This is a genomic window from Nocardioides sp. DN36 (assembly GCF_055380375.1).
This window is the reverse complement of sequence record NZ_AP043823.1, coordinates 1,331,381-1,349,083: the sequence shown is the minus strand read 5'-3', so window position 1 is coordinate 1,349,083 and position 17,703 is coordinate 1,331,381. Positions and strand designations below refer to the sequence as shown.

The following is a 17,703-nucleotide window of genomic DNA, read 5'->3' as shown; positions in this document are numbered from 1 at the left end:
ATGCGCACGCGACCTCTCACCGCTTTGGCTGCCCTCACGGCCGTGCTGGCCCTCGCCGGCTGCTCGGACGACTCCTCGAAGGACGAGGGCAGCGCGCCGACGCGGGAGGCCACCGGCAAGGCGTGCACCTACAAGTCGGACGGCCAGCAGCCCGCCAAGGACGTCGACCTGCCGCCAGACCACGCGGCCGTCAGCGGCGACGAGGGCGTGACCATCAAGACCAACGTCGGCGACATCAAGGCCACCCTCGACGCAGACACGACGCCGTGCACGGTCAACTCGTTCGTGTCGCTGGCCGACCAGGGGTACTTCGACAACACCAGCTGCCACCGGCTGACCACCCAGGGCATCTACGTCCTGCAGTGCGGCGACCCGACCGCGACGGGTGCGGGCGGCCCCGGCTACTCGTTCCCCGACGAGCTGTCCGGCAAGGAGAAGTACGGGCCCGGCACCCTGGCCATGGCCAACGCCGGCGCGGACACCAACGGCTCCCAGTTCTTCATCGTGTACGGCGACAGCCCGCTCGACCCTGACTACACGGTGTTCGGCACGATCGACGACGCGTCGCTGCAGGTCGTCAAGGACATCGCAGACAAGGGCACCGTCGACGGCGGTCCCGACGGCGCCCCCAAGGACAAGGTGACGATCGAGTCGGTCACCGCCGAGTGATGCGCGCCTGACACCTCGGGGCCAGGGCCGGGGCCGGCGGAGCGCCACCGCGGTCGGCCCGACTGCAACCGATCCCGGCTCTGCCGCGTCCTCTGGGCAACGGGTCCCACCCGGTCGTCCGCACCCAGAGGAGCAGCCATGCGCACCCGCAGGCACATCGCAGTCACCGCCGTCCTCGCCACCCTCCTGCTCGGCGCTGGGTGTGGCGACACGTCGTCCCAGCGCGCTGCCGGCGGCGACACCGGCGTGCAGGCCGACAACGCGTCCGAGACGTCGGGCGACCCCGGCAGCCCGAGCACGTCCCCAGCCAGCGGCACCGGTCGGTTCGCGCTGTCCGGATCGTCGGCCGGGCCCTACGACTTCGGCAGCGACGTCGACGACGTGGTCACCGGCGTGAGCGAGCGGTTCGGCCGGCCCGACGTCAGCGTCGACCCGGTGCGCTTCCATCGCCGGGCCGGCCAGGACGAGTGGTTCGAGGACCGCGGCGACCCGCTCTCGCCGGCCTGGTACCACCCGGTGCTGTCCGTGAGCTGCTGGCAGGCACTCTGCCTCGTCTTCGGTGGTGACGCGGAGGACGACCTCGCGCTGCGCGGCTGGGAGCTGTCCTCGGTCAACCGCTGGGGCGACGGCGCGACGACCGACCCGACGTCACCCGACGTGGCCCTGGCAGGCACCGGGATCCGCCTCGGCGACCCGTGGCGGAAGCTGCACGCGGCCTACCCGGCCACCACCGTCGGGGGCGGCGAGGGGAACACCCTCGCGGTCCACGACACCCCGTGGGACGGGATCTCCGACGGGGTCGCGACCTGGCGGCTCTCCGGCCTGTGGGACTACGAGCGGCCGACCACGGCACCCCCGGGCGCGACCGTCACCCGCATCTCCGCCGGCGAGGGACCGGAGCCCGGCTGCTGCTGAGCCGTCCAGGGTGGTGACCTGAGGCCCACGCCGGCGCGCGACCTAGCCCTCGACGTACTCGACCGGCTCCCCGAGGGCGACCGTGCGGCCCACGGTGCAGAGCCGGTCACGGACCTGCTGGAGGGTGCGGGGCACCACCTCGCGCGCCCGGTCCCCGGCCTCCCCCTCCGGGAAGGTGACGTCGAAGCTGACGGTCAGGCCGACCAGGTGGCTGCCGTTCTCGTCGCGCACCTTGTGGCCGACGGCGGTCGCGTCGAACGTCTCCGCGGCCGCTCGCTTGCGGGTGACCAGGTCGAGGTCGATGGCCCCGCAGCCGGCGAGCGCCGCCAGCAGCAGCTCGACGGGCGTGAAGTCGGGATCGTCACCCGACCCGATCGGGAGCACTCCCCCGCGCCTGTTCGTCGCCTTGTAGCGACCGTCGCCGATCTTGGTCCGGTCGATGCGGCGCAGCGTGGGATCGGGGGTCTCGTCGGTCATGGCTCCAGCCTGCCAGACCGGATGCGCCCGGTTCGCGGGCACGTCGTACCGTCGGCGCATGCGCACCGTGTTCCGTTGTGACGACCCCGAGGTCAACCCCTACAAGCTGCTCACCGCCCTGGTCGTCCCCCGACCGATCGCCTGGATCTCGACCGTGGACGCCGACGGGGTCGGCAACCTGGCCCCGCACTCGTTCTTCAACGTGGCGTGCGCCCGCCCGCCGATCGTCTCGTTCACCTCCGTCGGCGACAAGGACACCCTGGCCAACGTGGTCGCCACCCGCGAGTTCGTGGTCAACCTGGCCAGCGAGCCGTTGATGTCCCAGGTCAACGACAGCAGCGCCCGGTTCGACCCCGACGTCGACGAGGCCGCGGCCCTCGGGATCACCCGGGAGGCGAGCGAGCTCGTGACCCCGCAACGGGTGGCGGACTCCCCCGCCTCCCTGGAGTGCACGCTCCACTCCACCCTCGAGCTCGGCGACTCGACCCTGGTGCTGGGCGACGTCGTGGCCATCACGGTGCTCGAGGAGGCCCTCGTGGACGGGCACCCGGCCATGGAGCACCTGCGGCCCGTCTCCCGGCTCGGGCGCGACGAGTGGGGGCTGCCGCCCCGGGTCGTGTCGGTCACCCGGCCCGACCGGCCGGACGACATCGCCCGGCGCTGAGCAGCCGGATCGTCTGACAGTCCGACGAACACGCCCGGACCGCGCCCCGGGCTTGCATCCCGCGCACGGACGGGGTCAGGGTGGAAGGGACCTGCACGCCAATCGGAAGGCGAGTCATGCTCACCCTCACCGAGAACGCCAGCACCATCGTCAAGGACATCACCAGCCAGCCCGGCCTCGCCGAGACCGCGGGCCTGCGCATCACCTCCGAGGACGCACCCGAGCCGACCTTCGCGGTCAGTGCGGCCGAGGCTCCCGAGCCCGGGGACCAGACCGTCGAGCAGGACGGTGCCACGGTCTACCTCGACCAGTCCGCCGCGGCCATGCTCGACGACAAGGTCCTCGACGCGGCCGTCGACCCGGCCGGCAAGGTGGAGTTCGCCCTGGGTATCCAGGCCTGACCTCCCCACGCAGCGCGAGACCCAAGCAGCGCGAGACCCCCGGAGCCTGAGGGCTCCGGGGGTCTCGTGTCGTTCGGCTCAGTCGGTCAGTGACCGCGTCGTCGGCCGGTACGACGCATCCCCCGCTCGCTCTTGCGGGCGAGCTCCATGTCGCGCAGGAGTGCGGCATCCCGGTCCGTGTGGGCCCGTCCCGTGACGATCCCGTAGGCCAGCTGCAGCGGCGTGCTCATGGTGCGCTCATCCCCTTCTCGGCCCGTCCGGGGCCTTCATTCGTGTAATAAGTAGTCTCGCCTGTTCGGCTCTTACATCCTACTGCTCCGGACGACCCCGTCGAACTCCGCGACGGGGTGATCTCGCCCACCACCCCGAGCACCCGGTCCCGAGCCCACGTCGGGCGCTGGCACCATCGAGGACATGGCTACCAAGACCCGCGAGATCCAGCTCGCCTCCCGCCCGTCCGGCTGGCCCACCGACGAGAACTTCCGCCTCGTCGAGGTGGAGCTGGCGGACCCGGGACCGGGTGAGGTGCTCGTCCGCAACACCTTCATGTCCGTCGACCCCTACATGCGGGGCCGGATGAACGACGTGAAGTCCTACGTCCCGCCCTTCCAGGTCGACGCCCCGCTCGACGGCGGCGCGGTCGGCGAGGTCGTCGCCTCCGGCGACGAGGGCGTGCCGGTCGGCGCGACGGTCCTGCACCAGGCCGGCTGGCGCGAGCACGCGCTGCTGCCGGCCCGGGCGGTCCGGGTCGTGGACGCCGAGCGGGTCCCCGCCTCGGCCTACCTCGGCGTGCTCGGCATGCCCGGGCTCACGGCGTACGTCGGGCTCACGCGGATCGCCCAGCTGCGCGAGGGCGACTCCGTGCTCGTCTCCGGCGCAGCCGGTGCGGTGGGATCGATCGCGGGACAGCTCGCGCGCCTGCTCGGCGCCGCGAAGGTCGTCGGCTCGGCGGGGTCGCAGGAGAAGGTCGACTGGCTCACCGGCGAGCTCGGCTTCGACGCGGCGGTCAACTACAAGGACGCGCCCGTCGCGAAGCAGCTGCGCGAGCACGGCCCGTTCGACGTCTACTTCGACAACGTCGGGGGCGACCACCTCGAGGCCGCCATCTCCCACCTGGACGACTTCGGCCGGATCGCGGCCTGCGGCGCGATCGCGCAGTACAACGACACCGAGCCCGCGCCGGGTCCGCGGAACATGATGATGTTCGTCAGCAAGCGGCTCACGCTGCGCGGGTTCATCGTGTCCGACCACGCCGAGGCGGCCGGCGAGTTCTACGAGCGTGCCGGTGCCTGGGTCGCCGAGGGGCGCCTGACCGCCCGCGAGACCGTCGTCGACGGCCTCGACCACGCCGTCGACGCCTTCCTCGACCTGCTGCGGGGCGGCAACACCGGGAAGATGCTGGTCAGCCTCTGAGCGGTACGCGCACGACGGGCCGGGAGCGTGCGCTCCCGGCCCGTCGTCGTCTGCTGCGTGTGCGTCAGGACGTCACTTGACGATCACCTTGACGTGGGACTCGCCGGTGACGACCTTGTCCAGTGGGGCCGTCGTCGCGGAGCGAGTGGTGCCACGCTTCTCCGAGTAGATGCTCAGCTCGACCGCCACCTGGTCGTTGCGGACCAGCGTGTCGACGTACTTCTTCGCCTCGGCGACCGAGCGAGGGTAGGCGTGCCGCGACCACGTGTCGTTGCCACCGATCACCTGGAGGCGACCCTGGGAACCCGAGGCGTTCGCGGGCAGCTTGATCTCCACGGGCACCGTCCGGGTGGCGGAGTCGGCCTTCAGCACGGCCCGCAGCTTCGGCGTGGAGCCCGCCCTGGCGAGGACCGGCGCACCCTTGCCGACCTTGACCCAGCTGCCGGCGACCTTCTGCTCGAGCCGGGCGACCTGCCAGGTGGAGTTGTCGTCGACCACCTCGGAGTCGGTGGTCACGTCGTCGATGGTCACCCCCGGCAGCACGCTGAGGGAGTAGACGAAGTCGGCCAGCTCGAAGGCCGAGTCGAAGGTGATGTCGTAGTTCGAGGCGTACCGGTCGGTGACCTGCAGGTCGAACGCCGAGCCGTCCCGGTCGTGCCCGGTGACCCGCCACGAGAGGAGCTCGGAGCCGGGGATGACCCCGTCCACGACCCGGTCGTGGTTGCCGACGAGCTCGTAGAACACCGTGCTGGCCATCGCCTGGGGCACGGTCACGTGGCTGGCACCGTCGCGCGAGCGGTCGTGGTAGGCCACCGTGGACGACACGTCGGACGTCGCCGGCAGCGCCCCCAGCGCACCGGTGATGCCGGTGAGGTGGTCGTCGGAGATGGTGCCAGCGGGCGCCCCGAGGTTGGCGACCTTGAAGGGCGCGCCCAGCGAGTCCTCCTGGACGTAGATCGCGTCGGCGGGGTGCAGCGACATGCTGGTCCTGCCGAGGAACGCCATCGGGTGGCCGAAGCCGACGACCTTGCCGTCACAGACCGACGTGGCCGTGCCGACACCGGCCTGGGTGACGTCGCCGTAGGACAGCGATGCCGCGAGGTTGCCGCCCGCCACGACGGTCTCGGGACCGGCGGAGGCCGGGTCGCCGGCCGCCTCGGCGGCGCCCATCCGGTAGGTGCTCCTCGGGAGCCACTCGTGCTTCGAGGCGCGCTTCTCGGCCTTGGCGAGGTGGCGGTCGCTGACGCCCGAGACGCCCAGCGGCATGGGGAGCTGGCTGAAGCCGTCGGCGGCCTGCGCGCGGGTGACGTCGCTGCTGCGCGCGATCATCCGCGCGGTGGCGGCGTCGACCGCGACGCGCTTGGCGGCCGGGGCCGCGGCGAAGTAGTCGTCCATGTCCTCGAACGGCGTCACGCCGGCCACCGGCGAGGGACCCCACGACAGCCCGTAGGCCACCGCACCGAGGAGGTTGCCGTCGGCGTCGTAGACCGGGGACCCGGACATGCCCTGCCAGATGCCACCCACCCGGTCGATCTCGTCCGACGACAGCCGGACCATCAGCATGTCGACGTCCGGGGCGATGCCGTCGTTCAGCACCCCCAGGACCGTGCCGGAGAAGGGCTCCGGCGTCGTGCCCGAGGTGACGGTCAGACCGTGGACCGGGTCGTCCTTGGCGACCCCCGAGACCGGCGCGGGCGTCGCGCAGTCGCCGGTGGGCGCGGCGGAGCCCGCCGGGCCGGTGCCGATGGCCGTGCCGGCCAGCGCAAGGCCCAGCGTGGCGGTGAGTGATGCCAGGGCACGGCCCCGGCGGTTGACAACGACTGGCTTCATCTAGCCACTCCCTCGTGATCCCGAAACTGGGCGTGACTGACGCCCCCAGTGACCACTATGACGCGCAGCAGGCCGACAAGGTTGCCTTTTCCCCGACCTGGTCCGCGCCGGGCTCGATGACCGTTCGCGGGCCGGGCATAGGGTGTGCCGCGTGACTGCCAGCCAGAGCCCTTTCCAGAGCCTCCAGCACACCGAGGCCCGCGCCCGCTTCGACCTGCTCGCCGTCGACTCCTACGACGTCCGCCTGGACCTCGCCTCCGACGAGGAGACGTTCGGCTCGGTCACGACGATCCGCTTCACCTCGCGGGGCGGCCGGACGTTCGTCGACCTCAAGCCGCTGCGGGTCAACGAGATCCGCCTCAACGGGACGGCGATCGACGTCGACCTCCTCGAGCGTGGCCGGCTCCCGCTCGAGACCGTCGAGGGCGACAACGAGCTGGTTGTCGACGCGGTGATGCGCTTCCGCAACGACGGCGAGGGCCTGCACCGCAGCGTCGACCCCGCGGACGGCCGTCACTACGTCTACGGCATGTCCTTCATGGATGCGGCGCCCAGCATCTTCGCCTGCTTCGACCAGCCCGACCTCAAGGCTCCCTACACCTTCCACGTCACCGCGCCCACCGACTGGGTCGTGATCGGCAACGCCCCCGGCACCCAGGTCGAGCCCGGCACGTGGGAGCTCGAGCAGACCCAGCCGCTGTCGACGTACTTCGTCACCCTGGTCGCCGGGCCCTACCACCTCGTCCGCGACGAGCACGACGGCATCCCTCTCGGCCTCTCCGCCCGGGCCAGCATCGCCAAGGACCTCGAGGCCGACGCCGACGAGCTGTTCACGATGACCAAGCAGTGCTTCGACGAGTTCCACCGGCTCTTCGGCATCCGGTACCCGTTCGGCGACTACCACCAGGCGTTCGTGCCCGAGTTCAACGCCGGCGCCATGGAGAACCCCGGCTGCGTCACCTTCCGCGACCCGCTGATCTTCTCCTCGCGGGTCACCCGCGGTCTTCGCATCCAGCGCGCCACGACCGTCGCGCACGAGATGGCCCACCAGTGGTTCGGCAACATCGTCACCCCGAAGTGGTGGGACGACCTGTGGCTCAACGAGTCCTTCGCCGAGTACATGGGCAACCGCGTCACCGCCGACGTCACGGAGTACTCCGACGCCTGGACCCACAACGCCTACGCCCGTCGCCAGTGGGGCCTGGTCGCCGACCAGCGCCCGAGCACCCACCCGGTCGCCGGCAACGGTGCCGTCGACGCGAGTGCTGCGCTGCAGGACTTCGACGGCATCTCCTACGCCAAGGGCTCGAGCATCCTCAAGCAGCTCAACGCCACGCTCGGTGACGAGGTGTTCTTCGCCGGCGCGATCGACCACTTCACCCGGCACCGCTTCGGAAACGCCACCATGCACGACCTGTTCAAGAGCTGGGAGTCGGCCGGCGCCCTTCGAGACGGCTCGTCCCTCGCCTCCTCAGGAGCCACCGTCGACCTGGGCGCGTTCACGAGCGCCTGGCTGCGCACCGCCGGACCGGACACGATCGTCCTCGACCGCGAGGCCGGCGTCGTGCGCCGCACTCCCCCGGCCGACCACCCGGCCGACCGCCCGCACACCTTCCGCGTCGCCACCGCACAGCCCGAGGGCACCTGGGACATCGGCTCGCTCAGCGTGACCGGAGACGAGACGGCGTACGACGTGCCCGCCGGCGCGGCGGTCGTGCTCGACCCCTACGAGGACACCTGGGCGCTGGTGCAGCCGGACGCCCCGACCGTGGCCGCCCTCAAGACGCTGCTCCCCGTCACCGACGACACCCGGCTGCGCGCCGGGATCTGGAACAACGTCCGCAGCGCCTTCCACAACGCCGCGATCGACCCCGCCGACGTGCTGGACCTCCTCGAGCTCGGCCTGCCCGTGGAGGACAGCGACGACGCCGTCTTCTACACGATGCCGTGGGCGCTGACGAAGGTCGTCTCCCTGGCGGCCGACCCGCAGGACGCCCTGCGGCGCATCAACGCGGCGGCGCTGGCCAAGGTCGCCACCTCCCCCGCGGGGTCGACCCTCCAGCTCTCGGCGTTCCAGGCCGCGGTCAGCAGCGCCACCGACACCGGAAAGCTGCGGGACTGGCTCGCCGGCCGCACGCTGCCCGACGGGATCGATCTCGACCTCGACCTGCGGTGGCGGGTCCTGGTCCAGCTCGCCGTGCTCGGCGAGATCGACCGGGCCGAGCTCGACGCCGCGCTCGAGGCCGAGCCGACCGCGCGTTCGCGGGTCGAGCACACCCGGGCGACGGCCTCGCTGCCGGACGCCGAGGCCAAGGCGTGGGCGTGGGCGCGATTCACCGGCGAGGTGGACGTGCCCAACTACGAGCTCGAGGCAGCCGGCACCGGCATGTGGCGCACCGGCCAGGAGCACCTCACCGAGGAGTACGTCGACCGCTACTTCACCGACCTGCCCCGCACCGTCGACGTGCGCAGCGGGTGGGTGCTCGCCGAGGCCGCCCAGTTCTTCTTCCCGACGACCTCGCTGACCGAGGAGACCGTGGAGAAGGCCAGGGCCCTGATCGCCCTGGACGGACTCGACCCGTCGATCCAGCGTCGGGCGGTGGACCTCACCGACGAGCTCGAGCGCCGGCTCGCCATCCGTCGGGCCTACCCGGGACGATGAGTGCCGTGAGCGAGCGTCCGCGCCGTCCGGGGCCGACGGTCCGCACGCGCGTGCGCGAGCTCACCGAGGACGGGGAGCGGCGCCACGAGGACCGGCTCGCCACCGAGGAGCCGCTCGAGATCCGGCTGGCCTGGCCGGGCACGCCCGCGCGCCGGGTGTGGGTCACGATGCGCACCCCCGGTCACGACTTCGAGCTCGCCGCGGGCTGGCTGCTGCACGAGGGGCTGGTGCGGCCCGGCGACCTGCGCGAGGTGGCCTACTGCACCGACGAGGACCTCGCCCCCGAGCAGGAGTTCAACGTCGTCACCGTGGCCCTGCACGGGCCTCCCCCGGCCGATCCCGGCCACCGGCACACCACGCTGTCGACCGGGTCGTCGGCCTGCGGGGTGTGCGGCAAGGACAGCATCTCCTCCGCGCTCGACGTCCCTCGCGCCGAGCCCTGGTCCGGCGAGCTGCCCGACCCGGCCGTCGTACGCCGCCTGCCGGAGCTGCTGCGCGAGCGCCAGACCGTCTTCTCCCGCACCGGCGGCGTCCACGCCGCGGGGCTCTTCACGGCGTCGGGAACGCCCCTGGTGGTGCGCGAGGACGTCGGCCGGCACAACGCCGTCGACAAGGTCACGGGCGCGCGGCTGCTGACCGGGGCACCACCGGCGGAATCCTGCCTGGTGGTCAGCGGCCGGGCCGGGTTCGAGCTCGTCCAGAAGGCCGTGGCCGCGGGCGTGGGTGCGCTGGTGGCCGTGGGTGCGCCGACGAGCCTGGCCGCGCAGCTGGCGGACGAGGCGGGGCTGGTGCTCTACGGCTTCACCTCGCCCCGCCGCTGCGTCCGCTACACCTGACCAGCTGGCGCCTACCTAAAGGGCTTAGGTTTTTGGCTAATTGCCTATGGCTCTTTACGATAGGGCGGTGGACAGCATCTCGGAGCGCGACATCCGCGCGTCGTTCGTCAACTGCACCCGGGGCGAGGTGTCGCGGATGCGCCTGCCCCAGGACCTCGACACGCGTCCCTGGGAGCAGCTCGACTTCCTCGGCTGGGTCGACCCCCGGTCCCCGCTCCAGGCCTACGTGGTCGTGCCGGTTCCAGACGCACGCCCGGTCGGCGTGGCGCTGCGGCGCAATGCCAGCGGCGACGGGCCCACCCGGTCGCGGATGTGCTCGCTGTGCGTGACGACCCACCCGGGGACCGGGGTGACGCTGATGGTGGCCGCCCGTGCCGGCCGGGCCGGTCGCGACGGCAACTCCGTCGGCGTCGACGTGTGCGCCGACCTCGAGTGCTCGCGGTACGTGCGGGGGCTCCTCCCCGCCCCGTCGCTCACCCGGGTGCACGAGACGCTCACGGTCGAGCAGCGTGTCGAGCGGCTGCGCCGGAACCTCCTCACCTTCGTGGGACGGCTGTGATGACCGGGGAGGTGCGGTCGTGGCACGGGCGGGGCTGAGCACCGAGCGGCTGGTCCGTGCCGGCGCCGAGCTCGCCGACGAGGTGGGCTTCGACCAGGTGACCGTGTCGGCGCTCGCGCGCCGCTTCGACGTCAAGGTCGCGAGCCTCTACTCACACCTCAAGAGCTCCGCAGACCTGCGGACCCGGATCGCACTCCTGGCGCTGGAGGAGCTCGCCGACCTGGCTGCGGCCGCGCTGGCCGGCCGCGCCGGCAAGGACGCGCTCACGGCCCTCGGGAACGTCTACCGGGACTACGCCCGCGAGCACCCGGGGCGGTACGCCGCCGCGCAGCTGCGGCTGGACCCCGAGACGGCGGCCGCCAGCGCAGGCGTCCGGCACGCGCAGATGACCCGGGCGGTCCTGCGCGGCTACGACCTCGACGAGCCCGACCAGACGCACGCCGTGCGTCTGCTGGGCAGCGTCTTCCGCGGCTACGTGGACCTCGAGCTCGGCGGCGGCTTCGACCACAGCGCCCCCGACAGCGAGCAGTCGTGGCTGCGCACCCTCGACGCCCTCGACGCACTGCTCCGCCACTGGCCGACGACCTGAGAGCCCCCATGACCCCCACCTGCACGAGCACCCCGCTGACCCCCGAACTCCTGCGCGGCGCGCTGGAGGTCGAGAGCACCGACCGGGGACTCCTCCCGCACCGGCTGCCCGGCTGGGCACGCGCCCAGGCCCGCGACGCCCAGCTCTCGCTGGCGGCGGCGCAGCCGTCCGGCGTACGCCTGGCGTTGCGCACGACGGCGTCCACGATCGAGCTGGAGACCCTGCCGACCCGACGCGCCTACGTGGGGGCGCCACCTCGCCCGGACGGGGTCTACGACCTGACCGTCGACGGCCGACTCGTCGCGCAGCGCGCGGCAGCGAGCGGCGCCACCCTCCTGATCGACCCGACCAGCGGCACCAGCCGGCTCGAGCCCGGCCCGACCGCCACGCTGCGCTTCGAGGGCCTGCCCGCTCGCGACAAGGTCGTCGAGATCTGGTTGCCGCACAACGAGACCACCGAGCTCGTCGCCCTGCGCGCCGATGCCCCGGTGCTGCCCGCCCCGGAGAGCGGCCGCCGGGTGTGGCTGCACCACGGCAGCTCGATCAGCCACGGCTCGGACGCCGCCAGCCCCACCACGACCTGGCCGGCGACCGCGGCCTCGCTCGCCGGGGTGGACCTGGTCAACCTCGGCCTCGGTGGCGGGGCCCTGCTCGACCCGTTCACCGCGCGGGTCATGCGGGACACGCCGGCCGACCTGATCAGCTGCAAGCTGGGCATCAACGTGGTCAACCACGACCTGATGCGGCTGCGGGCGTTCACCCCGGCCGTGCACGGGTTCCTCGACACCATCCGGGAGGGCCACCCGGAGACGCCACTGCTGGTCGTCTCACCGATCCTGTGCCCGATCCACGAGCACACGCCCGGACCCAGCGGACCGGACCTCACCGCGCTGGCGGAGGGCCGGATGCGCTTCCGCGCGCTCGGCGACCCGCAGGACACCGGCTCCGGGAGGCTCACCCTCACCGTGATCCGCGAGGAGCTGGCGCGGATCGTCGCCGAGCGGTCGGCGGACGACCCTCGGCTCCACCTCCTCGACGGCCGCGCGTTGTACGGCGAGGCGGACGCCGCGGCGCTCCCCCTCCCGGACGACCTCCATCCCGACGCGGCCACGCACCGCCTGATGGGCGAGCGGTTCGCCGAGCTCGTGCTCACCGGCACGGGCGCGCTGGCCGCGACCTGATTCCCGCGACCTGACTCCCGCGACCTGACACCCGCGGACGCGACCTCGGCACCTGCGGGGTCAGCGGTCGGCAGCCACCCGCTCCGCCAGCCGCGCCGCGGCCCGGGCCACGACGTCGGCGGTCTCCGGGTCGGCCGCCGCTCGTTCGGGGACCTGCCCGCCGAGCAGCCCGGCAGGCTGGGTCAGCCAGGCCCAGGCACGCCAGGGGTCCATGCCGGCCGCCAGCAGCGGCTCGAGCACCGCCTCGAGCTCGGGGCGCAGCTCGCCCCGCTCGTCGAGCTGGAAGCCCGGCACGAGGACACGCTCGTCCGCAGGCACGACCAGGAGCCGGTGGTCCCCGCTCGCCTTGTGCACCGCGAACCGGGTGGCCTCGACCGAGGCGCCACGCACCCGGGCCAGGGTCTCGTAGGTGAACCAGGGGCTGGCCAGCAGCTCGTCCCGCAGGCGTGCCTGCCGGGCGAGGAGCAGCAGCGGCACGGGTACGGCGTGCCGCGGGTCGGAGCCCTCGCTGTGCAGCACCCGGTCGAGCTCCTCGAGCCGGGCGAGCGACAGCGGCTCACCGGTGCCGTGCTCGGTCCACACGGGCCGACCCTGCGGGTCGCGGGCGAAGGAGGGCAGGCCGCTCTCGGCCAGGTGGGCGTCGAGGCCGAGCTCCTCCAGCCAGGTGGCCAGCCGCCCGCCGAGCTCGATCGTCCGCGGGTCGTCGGGCCCGCCGTCCTGCGATGTCATGGCACCAGCCTCGTGCACCCGGCCGGGCGGGCGCGAGCGACCCCGCCGACGCCGCGTCGCGGAGGCGCTGCAGGTCACATCCGGCGGTCCGGCGGCGTGGGGTGCGCCGGACTGTCGGTGGGGGTTCCTAGGTTGGTCGCATGCGCATCCTGCACACCTCCGACTGGCACCTGGGCCGGTCGTTCCACCGTGAGGGGATGCTCACCCACCAGGCGGCGTACGTCGACCACCTGCTCGACGTCGTCGCCGCCGAGCGGGTCGACCTCGTGGTCGTGGCGGGCGACGTCTACGACCGGGCGCTCCCCCACGTCGACGCGGTCCGGCTCGCCGACGACGCGTTGGGCCGCCTGGCCGCGTCGCGGGCGAAGGTCGTCATCACCAGCGGCAACCACGACTCGGCCCAGCGGCTCGGCTTCAGCTCCCGGCTGATCGATGCCGCGGGCGTCTTCATCCGCACCGACGCCGGCAGTGTCGGGACGCCGGTGCTGCTCGAGGACGAGCACGGCCCGGTGGCCGTGCACGGCATCCCCTACCTCGACCCCGACTCCGTGCGCGAGCCCTGGGGGCTCGGCGCCCGGTCGCACCAGGCGGCGCTCACCGAGGCCATGCGACGCGTCCGGACCGACCTCGAAGGCCGCCCGGGGACCCGCTCGGTCGTCCTCGCGCACGCGTTCGTCGCCGGGGACGCGGACGACGTGCAGTCCAGCGACTCCGAGCGGGACATCAGCGTGGGCGGGGTGTCGATCGTGCCGACGTCCGTCTTCGACGGGGTCGACTACGCCGCGCTCGGCCACCTGCACGGACGCCACACGCTCAGCGACACCGTGCGCTACAGCGGCTCCCCGTTGGCCTACTCGTTCTCCGAGACCACCCACCGCAAGGGGTCGTGGCTGGTCGACCTGGGTCGCGACGGCGTCACCGGCGCCGAGTTCGTCGAGGCTCCGGTGCCGCGGCCGCTGGCCCGGCTGCGGGGCACGCTCGAGGGCCTGCTGGCCGATCCCTCCCTGGCCGCCCACGAGGCCTCGTGGGTGCAGGTCACCCTCACCGACGACACGCGCCCCGCGCAGGCGATGGACCGGCTGCGCGCGCGGTTCCCCCACACCCTGGTCCTGGGCTTCGAGCCGGCCTCCGGCGACCGGTCCTCGGTGCCGACGGCGCGCCTGCGGGGCCGCAGCGACCACGACATCGCGCTCGACTTCGTGGCGGAGATGCGGGGAACCCCTGCGACCGACGAGGAGGCCGCGCTGCTGCGCACGGCCTTCGACTCCTGCTGCGAGGACCCCGACCTCGACGTCCTCGTGTCCGGGACAGGTGGCTGATGCGCCTCCACCACCTCGAGATCACCGCCTTCGGCCCGTTCGCCGGCGACGTCACGGTCGACTTCGACCACCTCTCCGACGCCGGGCTGTTCCTGCTCTCCGGTGCGACCGGCGCCGGCAAGACCAGCGTGCTCGACGCGGTCTGCTTCGCCCTGTACGGCGACGTGCCCGGCGACCGCGCCGCGGCCCGACGGCTCCGCTGCGACCAGGCCGCGCCCGGCGTGGCTCCGCGGGTGGTGCTCGAGGCGACCCTGTCCGGTCGCCGCTTCCGGATCGTGCGGTCCCCCGCCTGGGAGCGGCCGAAGAAGCGCGGCACGGGCGTCACCACCCAGCAGGCGTCGGTCACGATCAGCGAGCGCGTGGACGGCGCGTGGCGGCCCCTCTCGACCCGGCTCGACGAGACCGGCCACCTGGTCACCCGGCTGGTCGGCATGAACCTCACCCAGTTCACCCAGGTGGCCCTGCTCCCGCAGGGCCGCTTCCAGGCCTTCCTGCGGGCCCGCTCCGAGGAGCGCCACCAGCTCCTGCAGCGACTGTTCCGCACCGGCCGCTTCGAGGAGGTCGAGCGCTGGCTGCGCGACCACCGGCTCGCGCTGCGACGCGAGTCCGACGTCGCCCACCAGGGCGTGGCCGACCTGGTCAGCAGGATCAGCGAGACCGCGGACGTGCCGCTCCCCGCCGACTGGGACGTCCGCGACCTCCGCTCCCCGGCCGCGAACGGCGACCTGACCGCGTGGTCGACCGACCTGGTGCAGCTGGCGGTCACCGAGCGGTCGGCGGCCGACGACGACTTGTCGTCCACGGCCGCCGCCGAGTCCTCCGCCCGCGCGGCCCTCGAGGAGGGCCGCGCGCTGGTCACGAGGCGCCGGCGTCTCGATGCCGCCGCCGCCGAGCACGCACGGATGGTCGAGGGCTCCGACGAGCACGAGGCGGCCCGCACCTCGCTCGACGCGGCACGCCGCGCCGCCGCCGTCGCCCCGCTGCACCGGCTGGCTCGAGCCGCCGAGGCCGCGTCCGACCGCGCGGCCGCGCGGGCCCGGGCCGCGGGCTCGCTGGCCGCCGAGCAGCTGGGGGTGCTCGTGGTGGATGCCGAGACGCTGGCGTCAGCGGTCTCCGAGGCGACCGACGAGGCCGCCTTGGTCCGGTCGACGTTGCCCCGGGAGGCGCGCTGCCTCGAGGTCGGGGCCGAGCTGGCGCGGATCGACCGGCGCCACGACGCCGCGCGGGTGCGGCTCGACGAGCTGTCTGCCGAGCGGCAGGCGCTGCCCGCCCGGATCGCCGCGCTGCGCGCCGACCTCGCCGAGGCGACCCGGGCGGCCGGCACGGTCGAGGTCGCCGAGGGGCGTGTTCGGGACCTCCGGGCGCGGATCGACGCGCATCGACGAGCCGCCCAGCTCGACACCGACCTCGCCGCTGCCCGCGCGACGCTCGCCGACGCCGCGCACGAGGCGAGCCGGCTGCGCGAGGTGTGGCTCGACGTCCGGGAGGCCCGTCTGGAGGGCATGGCAGCCGAGATCGCCGGCGCCCTGGCCGTCGGGGCGTGCTGCCCGGTCTGCGGTTCCGCGGACCACCCGCACCGCGCCGTCCCCGTGCCCGGCACGCCCGACGCCGCCGCCGAGAAGCGCGCCCTCAAGGCCCTCGACGACGCCAAGGCCACCGAGCTGCTCCACCAGGAGCGGGTGCGCGAGCTGACCACCCTGCTCGCCGTGGCCCGCGACCAGTCCGGCGACCACCCCCTCGACGAGCAGGCAGCACAGCTCGAGGCGGCCCGCGCCCGGCTGGCCGAGCTCCAGGCGCTGTCGGCGCGGCGGGCCACGCTCGAGGGCGACCTGGGGCGTGCCGAGGCCGACCACGAGCGGCTGGACGGGGCGATCCGCGCGCTCGAGCTCGAGGTGGGGACCCTCACGACGTCGGCGGCCGCCCTGACCGCCGAGCTCCACCGGGTCCGGTCCGAGGTCGAGGGGCTGCTCCGTGGCACCGGCGCCCACGACCTGACGAAGCTGCTCGAGCTCACCCTGCGGCGGGCAGCCGCCGGGCGCGACGCCCTCGAGGCCCTCGCCGAGGAGGCCACGGCGGAGCGGGCGCTGGCCGACGCCCGGTCGGCGCTGGAGAGGGCTGCCGCGGAGGCCGGCTTCGCCTCGCCCGGCGAGGCTGCCGAGGCACAGCTGGGCGTCGACGAGCTGCGCGACCTCGAGCGCCGCATCCGTGACCACGACCAGCGCCTGGCCGCGCTCGCCGCCGTCCTCGACGAACCCGGCGCCGCCGAGGTGGCCGCCGCCACGCTCCCCGAGGTGGAGGTCCTCACCACGACGCACGCCGGAGCCCTCGAGGCCCTCGGCCACGCGCGGGCCCGGGCCGCGCGGGCCGTCGCCGGCCTCGAGCGCCTCCAGGTGCTGGTCACCGACCTGGCCGCCGCCCTCGACGCGTGGGCCCCGGTCCGCCACGATCTCGACCTGGTCAGCCGGGTGTCGAGCTTCGCGGAGGGCAAGGCCGCCGACAACCGGCTGCAGATGCGACTCTCGGCGTACGTCCTCGCCTACCGGCTCGCCCAGGTCGTGGCCGCCGCCAACGAGCGGCTGGCCACGATGAGCGACCGGCGCTACTCGCTGGAGCACACCGGGCGGCGGGGTGCCGGCGAGACCCGCGGCGGCCTGAGCCTGCTGGTCCGCGACGACTGGTCCGGGGAGGCGCGCGATCCCGCGACGCTCTCGGGTGGCGAGACCTTCGTGGCGTCCCTCGCGCTCGCCCTCGGGCTCGCCGACGTGATCACCCAGGAGGCCGGCGGCGCCGACCTCGACACGCTCTTCGTCGACGAGGGCTTCGGCTCCCTGGACGCCGACACCCTCGACGACGTCATGGACACGCTCGACTCGCTGCGCGACGGCGGCCGCGTGGTCGGCGTGGTCAGCCACGTCGCCGAGATGCGCGACCGGATCCCCACCCAGCTCGTCGTGACCAAGGCCCGGCAGGGCTCGACCCTGTCGGTGACCCGCTGATCCCTGCGGCTCGGGCTCAGCCGCCCAGGATCAGCACCCGGTCGATGGTCCCCTCCCGCACGCGATAGGCCACCAGGTAGCCCCGCGCCCCGGTGCCGGTGTGCACCACCTCGTGGTCCACGACCCAGTCCCGCTCTCGCAGCCGCTCCCGCACGTCGGCGTGCACGTCGGGGTGGTGGGCGAAGAGCTCGGCGTACTTCTCCCGCATCTCGGCGTGCCCGGACATCAGCGTCACACCTGCTCCGTCGACGATCTCGGCGCCGGTCGCGTAGCAGGCCACGAAGGCGTCGACGTCGTGGGCGTTGTACGCCGCCAGCTGGGCCACGACCGGGTCGTCCATGCCGTCATCCTGCGCGGGACCCGCTGGTCGGGGTACGGCAGAAGGTCCCCCGCCTGACGTGCGACCGCGCCGCCGCCCGACACCGGCACGTCGCTCCCGCCGATCCGGTGAGGGGGCGCGATA

17 protein-coding genes are annotated in these 17,703 nt (G+C 73.6%); 12 read left to right on the top strand and 5 right to left on the bottom strand.

Going from position 1 to position 17,703, the window contains the following annotated elements; all coding sequences use genetic code 11:
* Complete coding sequence (locus tag ACZ43H_RS07430; protein ID WP_464589001.1) at window positions 1–669, top strand: peptidylprolyl isomerase; 669 nt, start codon at window positions 1–3, stop codon at window positions 667–669.
* A gap of 138 nt (window positions 670–807) precedes the next feature.
* Complete coding sequence (locus tag ACZ43H_RS07425; RefSeq protein ID WP_464588999.1) at window positions 808–1,584, top strand: hypothetical protein; 777 nt, start codon at window positions 808–810, stop codon at window positions 1,582–1,584.
* A gap of 42 nt (window positions 1,585–1,626) precedes the next feature.
* Here the strand turns inward: ACZ43H_RS07425 and ACZ43H_RS07420 are convergent, their stop codons facing one another.
* Window positions 1,627–2,061: an OsmC family protein gene (locus tag ACZ43H_RS07420; RefSeq protein WP_464588997.1), complete on the bottom strand. Its 435-nt coding sequence runs from the start codon at window positions 2,059–2,061 to the stop codon at window positions 1,627–1,629.
* 58 nt (window positions 2,062–2,119) lie between these two features.
* Here ACZ43H_RS07420 and ACZ43H_RS07415 point away from each other — a divergent pair, with 58 nt between their 5' ends.
* Both ACZ43H_RS07415 and ACZ43H_RS07410 read left to right on the top strand, forming a co-directional pair.
* Complete coding sequence (locus ACZ43H_RS07415; RefSeq protein WP_464588995.1) at window positions 2,120–2,725, top strand: flavin reductase family protein; 606 nt, start codon at window positions 2,120–2,122, stop codon at window positions 2,723–2,725.
* A gap of 116 nt (window positions 2,726–2,841) precedes the next feature.
* Complete coding sequence (locus tag ACZ43H_RS07410; protein ID WP_464588993.1) at window positions 2,842–3,126, top strand: Fe-S cluster assembly protein HesB; 285 nt, start codon at window positions 2,842–2,844, stop codon at window positions 3,124–3,126.
* Between the two features lie 86 nt (window positions 3,127–3,212).
* Here ACZ43H_RS07410 and ACZ43H_RS07405 read toward each other — a convergent pair whose 3' ends face one another.
* A complete protein-coding gene (locus ACZ43H_RS07405; RefSeq protein WP_379180937.1) occupies window positions 3,213–3,356 on the bottom strand; it encodes a hypothetical protein in 144 nt (47 codons plus the stop codon).
* A gap of 184 nt (window positions 3,357–3,540) precedes the next feature.
* On the opposite strand from ACZ43H_RS07405, the gene ACZ43H_RS07400 reads away from it, so the two are divergent.
* Window positions 3,541–4,539, top strand: a complete 999-nt coding sequence (locus tag ACZ43H_RS07400; RefSeq protein ID WP_464588991.1) for an NADP-dependent oxidoreductase — start codon at window positions 3,541–3,543, stop codon at window positions 4,537–4,539.
* Window positions 4,540–4,611: 72 nt separating this feature from the next.
* Here the strand turns inward: ACZ43H_RS07400 and ACZ43H_RS07395 are convergent, their stop codons facing one another.
* Window positions 4,612–6,369 carry a hypothetical protein gene (locus ACZ43H_RS07395; protein WP_464588989.1) on the bottom strand — a complete coding sequence of 586 codons (1,758 nt, stop codon included), beginning with the start codon at window positions 6,367–6,369 and terminating at the stop codon, window positions 4,612–4,614.
* 151 nt (window positions 6,370–6,520) lie between these two features.
* Here ACZ43H_RS07395 and pepN point away from each other — a divergent pair, with 151 nt between their 5' ends.
* The 5 genes from pepN (at window position 6,521) to ACZ43H_RS07370 (ending at window position 12,196) form a co-directional block, all read left to right on the top strand.
* On the top strand, window positions 6,521–9,031 hold the full coding sequence (pepN, locus tag ACZ43H_RS07390) for an aminopeptidase N (RefSeq protein ID WP_464588988.1): 2,511 nt from the start codon (window positions 6,521–6,523) through the stop codon (window positions 9,029–9,031).
* A 5-nt stretch (window positions 9,032–9,036) separates the two neighbouring features.
* A complete protein-coding gene (locus tag ACZ43H_RS07385; protein WP_464588986.1) occupies window positions 9,037–9,867 on the top strand; it encodes a formate dehydrogenase accessory sulfurtransferase FdhD in 831 nt (276 codons plus the stop codon).
* A gap of 67 nt (window positions 9,868–9,934) precedes the next feature.
* Window positions 9,935–10,426 carry an FBP domain-containing protein gene (locus ACZ43H_RS07380; RefSeq protein WP_464588984.1) on the top strand — a complete coding sequence of 164 codons (492 nt, stop codon included), beginning with the start codon at window positions 9,935–9,937 and terminating at the stop codon, window positions 10,424–10,426.
* Between the two features lie 19 nt (window positions 10,427–10,445).
* Window positions 10,446–11,015 carry a TetR/AcrR family transcriptional regulator gene (locus ACZ43H_RS07375; protein ID WP_464588982.1) on the top strand — a complete coding sequence of 190 codons (570 nt, stop codon included), beginning with the start codon at window positions 10,446–10,448 and terminating at the stop codon, window positions 11,013–11,015.
* An 8-nt stretch (window positions 11,016–11,023) separates the two neighbouring features.
* Window positions 11,024–12,196 carry a GDSL-type esterase/lipase family protein gene (locus ACZ43H_RS07370; RefSeq protein WP_464588981.1) on the top strand — a complete coding sequence of 391 codons (1,173 nt, stop codon included), beginning with the start codon at window positions 11,024–11,026 and terminating at the stop codon, window positions 12,194–12,196.
* 60 nt (window positions 12,197–12,256) lie between these two features.
* On the opposite strand, the gene ACZ43H_RS07365 is transcribed toward ACZ43H_RS07370, so the two are convergent.
* On the bottom strand, window positions 12,257–12,925 hold the full coding sequence (locus ACZ43H_RS07365; RefSeq protein WP_464588979.1) for a hypothetical protein: 669 nt from the start codon (window positions 12,923–12,925) through the stop codon (window positions 12,257–12,259).
* Window positions 12,926–13,065: 140 nt separating this feature from the next.
* Here ACZ43H_RS07365 and ACZ43H_RS07360 point away from each other — a divergent pair, with 140 nt between their 5' ends.
* Both ACZ43H_RS07360 and ACZ43H_RS07355 read left to right on the top strand, forming a co-directional pair.
* A complete protein-coding gene (locus ACZ43H_RS07360; RefSeq protein WP_464588977.1) occupies window positions 13,066–14,244 on the top strand; it encodes an exonuclease SbcCD subunit D in 1,179 nt (392 codons plus the stop codon).
* On the top strand, window positions 14,244–17,240 hold the full coding sequence (locus tag ACZ43H_RS07355; protein WP_464588976.1) for an AAA family ATPase: 2,997 nt from the start codon (window positions 14,244–14,246) through the stop codon (window positions 17,238–17,240). The genes ACZ43H_RS07360 and ACZ43H_RS07355 overlap by 1 nt, the downstream gene beginning before the upstream one ends.
* A gap of 16 nt (window positions 17,241–17,256) precedes the next feature.
* On the opposite strand, the gene ACZ43H_RS07350 is transcribed toward ACZ43H_RS07355, so the two are convergent.
* On the bottom strand, window positions 17,257–17,580 hold the full coding sequence (locus ACZ43H_RS07350; RefSeq protein WP_464588974.1) for a nuclear transport factor 2 family protein: 324 nt from the start codon (window positions 17,578–17,580) through the stop codon (window positions 17,257–17,259).
* Between the last annotated feature and the right edge of the window lie 123 nt (window positions 17,581–17,703).

What these genes read in the sequence shown, in the direction of transcription:
- ACZ43H_RS07415 (WP_464588995.1), top strand. Translation starts at nt 2,120, where the DNA reads ATGCGCACCGTGTTCCGTTGTGACGACCCCGAGGTCAACCCCTACAAG.
- ACZ43H_RS07405 (WP_379180937.1), bottom strand. Translation starts at nt 3,356, where the DNA reads ATGAGCACGCCGCTGCAGCTGGCCTACGGGATCGTCACGGGACGGGCC.
- ACZ43H_RS07425 (WP_464588999.1), top strand. Translation starts at nt 808, where the DNA reads ATGCGCACCCGCAGGCACATCGCAGTCACCGCCGTCCTCGCCACCCTC.
- ACZ43H_RS07430 (WP_464589001.1), top strand. Translation starts at nt 1, where the DNA reads ATGCGCACGCGACCTCTCACCGCTTTGGCTGCCCTCACGGCCGTGCTG.
- ACZ43H_RS07400 (WP_464588991.1), top strand. Translation starts at nt 3,541, where the DNA reads ATGGCTACCAAGACCCGCGAGATCCAGCTCGCCTCCCGCCCGTCCGGC.
- ACZ43H_RS07365 (WP_464588979.1), bottom strand. Translation starts at nt 12,925, where the DNA reads ATGACATCGCAGGACGGCGGGCCCGACGACCCGCGGACGATCGAGCTC.
- ACZ43H_RS07395 (WP_464588989.1), bottom strand. Translation starts at nt 6,369, where the DNA reads ATGAAGCCAGTCGTTGTCAACCGCCGGGGCCGTGCCCTGGCATCACTC.
- ACZ43H_RS07360 (WP_464588977.1), top strand. Translation starts at nt 13,066, where the DNA reads ATGCGCATCCTGCACACCTCCGACTGGCACCTGGGCCGGTCGTTCCAC.
- ACZ43H_RS07355 (WP_464588976.1), top strand. Translation starts at nt 14,244, where the DNA reads ATGCGCCTCCACCACCTCGAGATCACCGCCTTCGGCCCGTTCGCCGGC.
- ACZ43H_RS07420 (WP_464588997.1), bottom strand. Translation starts at nt 2,061, where the DNA reads ATGACCGACGAGACCCCCGATCCCACGCTGCGCCGCATCGACCGGACC.
- ACZ43H_RS07410 (WP_464588993.1), top strand. Translation starts at nt 2,842, where the DNA reads ATGCTCACCCTCACCGAGAACGCCAGCACCATCGTCAAGGACATCACC.
- ACZ43H_RS07350 (WP_464588974.1), bottom strand. Translation starts at nt 17,580, where the DNA reads ATGGACGACCCGGTCGTGGCCCAGCTGGCGGCGTACAACGCCCACGAC.
- ACZ43H_RS07370 (WP_464588981.1), top strand. Translation starts at nt 11,024, where the DNA reads ATGACCCCCACCTGCACGAGCACCCCGCTGACCCCCGAACTCCTGCGC.